General features: G+C 72.8%; 3 protein-coding genes and 1 pseudogene. All 4 read right to left on the bottom strand.

The annotated features are described in order from the left end of the window. Nucleotides 1-287 precede the first annotated feature (287 nt). A complete protein-coding gene (locus ND747_RS19875) occupies nt 288-2147 on the bottom strand; it encodes a glycosyltransferase family 39 protein (protein WP_251735331.1) in 1860 nt (619 codons plus the stop codon). Continuing rightward, a complete protein-coding gene (locus ND747_RS19870; RefSeq protein WP_251735330.1) occupies nt 2144-4204 on the bottom strand; it encodes a glycosyltransferase family 2 protein in 2061 nt (686 codons plus the stop codon). The genes ND747_RS19875 and ND747_RS19870 overlap by 4 nt, the downstream gene beginning before the upstream one ends. A 100-nt stretch (nt 4205-4304) precedes the next feature. After that, nucleotides 4305-5021, bottom strand: coding sequence for an SCO family protein (locus ND747_RS19865; protein WP_251735328.1), 717 nt, complete (start codon nt 5019-5021; stop codon nt 4305-4307). A gap of 73 nt (nt 5022-5094) precedes the next feature. Then, nucleotides 5095-5375, bottom strand: a pseudogene (locus tag ND747_RS19860) (hypothetical protein); the annotation flags it as partial.

Below are 5375 nucleotides of genomic sequence, written 5' to 3'. Positions count from 1 at the left end.
GTGCGGGTCGGCGGGCTCGCCGGTGCCGGCCAACCCGCCGGTGCCGGCGCGGCGGACGGGCCAGCGGCGGGCGGGAGCGGGTCGAGCGCACTGGCCGGCTGGCTGCGACTGGTTCCCACGCTGATCTGGCTGGCCAGCGTCGGTTTCTTCCTCGGCGCGCTGCTCGCCCTGAGCTGAGTGGACGCCCCGGTCTCCCGTCCGATCAGCAGTGATCCGACGCTGACCGGGGCATCCACCCGCACCCTCGCCCTGCCCCGGTCGGGCCCGTGGCGCGGTCCGGGTGTGGGTCAGCAGCGCAGCGTGGGCAGCCCGGGGCGGCACCCGGGTGGGATGACCTGGCGGATCTCGATCTCGCCGTGACCGAACGACCGAAGCACGACCGAGTGCCGCAGGGCCGCGGCGACCGTCGGGACCTCGGCGAGCACCGAGTCCGGCGGCTTGCCCATCATCAGGTAGCCGACGTCCCGCCAGCCGTGTGGGAACTGGGCCTGGACCTGTGGGTCCAGGTCGAGTTTGTAGAACCACACGGGCAGCGGACGGCGTCCGGAGATGACGAGATCGGTCCAGGCGATGTCGTCGGTGACGACCGTGCGCCGGTCGTGCACATGGGCGAGGAACCAACGGGTGGCGTCGCGGCTCGGAGCACTCGCGTCGACCGTCAACGCGGTGTGGATCTTCGGTGTCCACGCCCAGGTCAGGATGACAGCGCACGCCAGCACGGTGCCGACGACGAGGGTGTGGCGCACGACGATCACCGGCCCGGCGAGCCAGCCGGGCAGCGGGCGCCGCCACCGTGAGCCGGGCTGCGGCACCTCGATGACCCGGGTGGGCACGGTGTCGGGCTCCGGATCGCCGAACGTGCTCACCCCGGACGATGACCGTGGGGCGGGAATGCCACGGGGCAGGGTGTCGTCCGGATAGGGGGAGGGTGCGTCCCGGGGATGGCGGCGCGGCAGGATCGCGTCGAGCAGGCCGGCGACGCACAGGGCGGCGAACGGCAGCATCGCGGTGACGTACGGGTTGGGCAGGTAGCCGTTGCGGAAGATGAAGGCGAACTGGATCAGCAACAGTACCGAGACCACCCGCAGACGGCGCAGCGCCAGCAGCGGGACGGCGGCGGCGATCCCGCCGAGCACCAGGTACGGGTCGAGATCCAGCCAGGAGCGGACCACGTTGTAGGTGTCGCTGCCGGTGTCCAGGACGCTGCCGCTGGACGCGCGATCGAACAGCTGCCAGCGCACCGCCCACTCCAGCGACACGTGACCAGGGCCCTCGAACAGCTCGTTCTTCGCCGCCGCGTACAGCAGGTAGATGCCGCAGATCCCGATCAGGCAACCGAGGAAGGTGCGGCGGACGAACCGCCAGTTACGGTCGTCGCGATGCTGGCGTAGCAGCACATACAGGCCGGGCAGAAACAGCAGCGTCGTCTCCTTGGACCAGAACGCGAAGGCCATGAACGTGCCGGCAAGTGCGGCGGCGAGCAGGCTGCGGCGCGGAGACACGGCGGCGACGAACGCGGCGAGCAGCCACATCACGCCGATGTTGTCCAGGAACGCCATCCGCTGGTACCAGATCGCCAACGGCGACAGGGAGAAGACCAGCACGGCGGCGCTGGCGAAGAAGCGGCGCAGACCGAGCAGCCGGCCGAACCGGTAGACCAGCACACAGCTCACCAGGTGCAGCAGGAACATGAGCTCCCGGGCGGCGGTGACGGCGGTGGTCGCGCGGTGGAAGCCGTCCGTCAGTTTGGTGTAGATCGCGATCAGCAGCCAGCCGCCGAACGGGTGGTCGTACCAGTAGGTGTAATGGGCGATGCGGTTCCAGTACTGCATCGAGTAGGCCTGCGCGGCGTAGGTGCCCTCGTCGTCGGTGACCCGACCGGGCCAGCCGTCGAAGTTCACCCCGTGCACGACGGCGACGACCGCCAGCAGCGCGCCGACCAGCACCAGGCTGTGCCGGTGGGCCCGCGCCCAGACGGTGCCGTGGACGACGAGTCCGCGCAGCGCGACCACCGTCCAGGCAGTGGCGCTCACCGGCGGCGCGAGCACCCGCGGCCCGATCTCCCCGGCCAGGTCGGGCCTGGCCGAATCCGGCCGGGTCTGGTCGGGCCTGGTCTGGTCGGGCCTGGTCTGGTCGGGGGTGCTCATGACGCGGCTCCTGCCGGGACGCGGCCCGCGCCGGCGCCGTGGTGGGCGCCGGAGTGTGAGGTCTTCTCCCAGTCGACGTGCCCGCGCAGCAGCCGCAGGGTCGCGCGCACCGCGGCGACCGACAGGACGAGCTGGTAGAGCGGCGCGCTGAAAACCAGGCGGGTGCTGTCCCACCAGGTGATGTCGAGGTCGTAGGCCTCGGCGAACTCGCGGAACGCCGCCTGTTCGGACCAGACCGTCATCACGGTGGCCCCCAGTGGCAGGCAGAACACGATGACCAGGCCCGTGGGCGCGGCGAGGAACCAGGTCAGGACCAGCGAGACGGGCAGCAGCACCCCGGCCGTCGCCTGGAAGAACGGCATGGTCAGCATCTCGGCGGCCATCAGCCGTTGCCGGGTACCGGGCAGCAGGCGCCAGTCCCCCTTGAACAGGACCTGCATGAAGCCCATCATCCAGCGGGTCCGCTGCACGACGAGTTTCGTCAGGCTCTCCGGCGTCTCCTCCCGGGTGGTCAGATCCGGGTGATAGAAGACCGTGGTGCGGATCCCCGCCACCGAGGCCCGCACCCCGAGATCGCAGTCCTCGGTGAGGCAGCTGACGTCCCAGCCGTCGAGGGCGTCCAGCACGTCCCGGCGGATGAACACGGTGTTGCCGCCGAGCGGGATGAACCGCGCCTGTGCCTGGAAGCGCAGGCGGGACATGAACCAGATGTAGTACTCGAGGCAGTTGCGGGCCCGCCACCAGGACGTGTCCGTGTCCAGCCGGCGCAGCACCGGACGGGCCGCACCATCGCCCACCGTGGCCGTCGGGTCGTCGTGGACGTCGGCGGTCGGTTCCGCGGCGGGGGCGCGGACGTTCATCAGCTGCACGCCGCCCTGGAAGATGCCGACGTCGGACTGCCGCAGCGCCAGGGTGTTGACGTAGGACAGCAGTCCCTCGGCGATCAGCGACTCGGCGTCGACCACGCCGATGAGGTCACCGGTGCAGTACCGCCGGGCGTCCTCCAGGGACAGTGGCTTGCTGCGCCGGCTGCCCCGCGGGGCGACGACGCGGACGTTCGGATGTCGCGCCGCGATCTGTTCGGCGATCTGTCGGGTCGGGCGGTCAACCTCGTCGTGGGACACCATCACCACCAGTTCCAGCAGGTCAGCCGGATAGTCGCCGGCCAGGACCTGGGTGAGCGTGCGGCCGAGGATCGGCTCGTCGCGGGCCGGGACGATCAGCGAGAACCGGTGGCGCGGCGCGAGGGTGTCGGCGAGATCGACATGGTCCACCCGCTCGGGGTGCTGCCAGCTGTACTGACCGCGGACGAGGGTGAGCACCGCGACCAGCAGCATCAGCAGCGACACACCGGTCCACAGGCCGAGCACCACCGCGTGATGGTGCTCGGCCGCGCGTACGGCCAGCAGCGCCGCGATCGGCACCCCGGCCAGTCCGCACACCAGGCGGCGCCGTCCCGGCCGGGCCACGCGCCCGGTGTCACCGAGGCGGCCCAGCGCCAGGGTGGCGATCGAGGCGGCCAGCGCGCCGGCACCCGCCGCGACCCACACCGGCCAGCCGGCGCCCGTGGACGCACCGCCGAGCAGGCGGGTTCCCACCTCGCCCACGGCCAGGTAGACGTAGCATCCGGCCGCCTCGCAGGCGAACTGGACGAGTCGGGGCAGCCGGACACCGCGGTGGTCGTCCAGGCCGACAGCCACCGCCTGGCGCGGCCCGGCGCGACCGAACGTCCGCGGCAGGAGCACGGCCAGTGCCAGCGGGACGAGGTACGCCACCTGCCGTTCCACGGCCAGCGGACCGGCGCACAGCACGGTCAGGGCGACATGCAGCACCACCCCACGGCCCGCCCCCGCCAGCCGACGTGGGGTGAGCGGCCCCCGGTCGGCGCCACGTTTCCGTGGCTCCCGGTGGGAGCGTGGTGCCGGTGCCCCACCGGGCCTCGCAGCAGCCTCGCCGGGTTGGACGAGCGGGACGGGCTCGCCGGGCTGGGGGGAGTCGGCGAGCCGGGGAGACACACCGAGGCCGGGGTCTTCCTGCGCGCTTCGGTTTCCGGTCAAGAGATACCTGCCTGGGAAAAGGACGGGAGGGCCGCGAGCGGTCGGACGTCGGGGCCCCGTCGGGCCACGGCGAGGCGACGGATCACGGCACGGCAACGGGTCACAGCAGGGCGACGAGGCGAGGGAGGTCGGCGACGTACTCGGCGACCGTCGTGGCGGCGAAGTAGCGGACACGGACGTGGTTGTCGGGTCCGATCCCGAGCACCTGGGCGGCGTGACTGACCAGGTAGGCGCCCTGACCGCCGCGGGGATCGCCGCCGTCGCGGTCGACGGTGGCCAGCGGCACCCCGACGGCCCGCTGCGCCGCGGCGAGCTGCGTCGGCGTGCCGGTGAGTCCGACGAAGGCCGGGTCGAACTGGTCGAGCCAGCGGCGCAGCACCGCCGGGGTGTCCCGGTCGGGGTCGGTCGTGACGAACACGACCGTGACCTTCCGAGCGACCTGGGTGCCCACCACCTGGCGGGCGGCGGCGAGGTCGGCCATCGTGGTCGGGCACACGTCGGGACAATGCGTGTAGCCGAAGAACAGCAGCGTGGCGCGGCCGGCGGTAGCCCGGGCGAAGTCGTAGGGCCGCCCACCGGTGTCGGTGAGCACGAACGACGGCCTGGGCACGGCGGTCGGGGCGACGCTGCCGTGCCAGCCGCCGACCCAGGTGGCGTGCGCCGTCGGCACGCCGACCGCCGCGGTCCGGGCCGGCGTCCCGCCGGCGGGATGACCCTCCGTCCCGGACGCACCGGCCGCGGAACCGCCGGCACTCCCACCGCCACCGCAACCGGCCAGGACCGCGGTGGCGGTGGCGCAGACGGCAGCCACCGCCACCCGCCTGCGCCCGGGTCGGCCGACAGGGCTGGGTCTGTCAGCAGGGCCGGGTCTGTCAGCAGGGCCGGGTCTGTCAGTGGGCACAGAGCACCGCTCCTCGCGCCGCCGCGATGAGCGTGCCAGCGAGGCGACGGAGGTCCGCACCGACGACGCGAACGGCGTTGATGCCGTGGGCACGCAGGTAGGCGCAGTCGATCCGCTGGCCGGGCGGCGGCGTGCCCGGGATGCACACCCGGCGGCCGGTGTCGGCGGCCGCGTAGTTGTTGTCGCAGCCGTCGAGGCCGATCGGCACCGGCGACGGGCTGCCGTTGCCCCGGGGCACCACCCGGCCGGAGAGCTGGGCGGGTGGTGCCA

The organism is Frankia sp. R82 (genome assembly GCF_023716925.1).
Lineage (GTDB): Bacteria > Actinomycetota > Actinomycetes > Frankiales > Frankiaceae > Frankia.
This window is presented reverse-complemented; position numbering and strand designations above follow the sequence as displayed.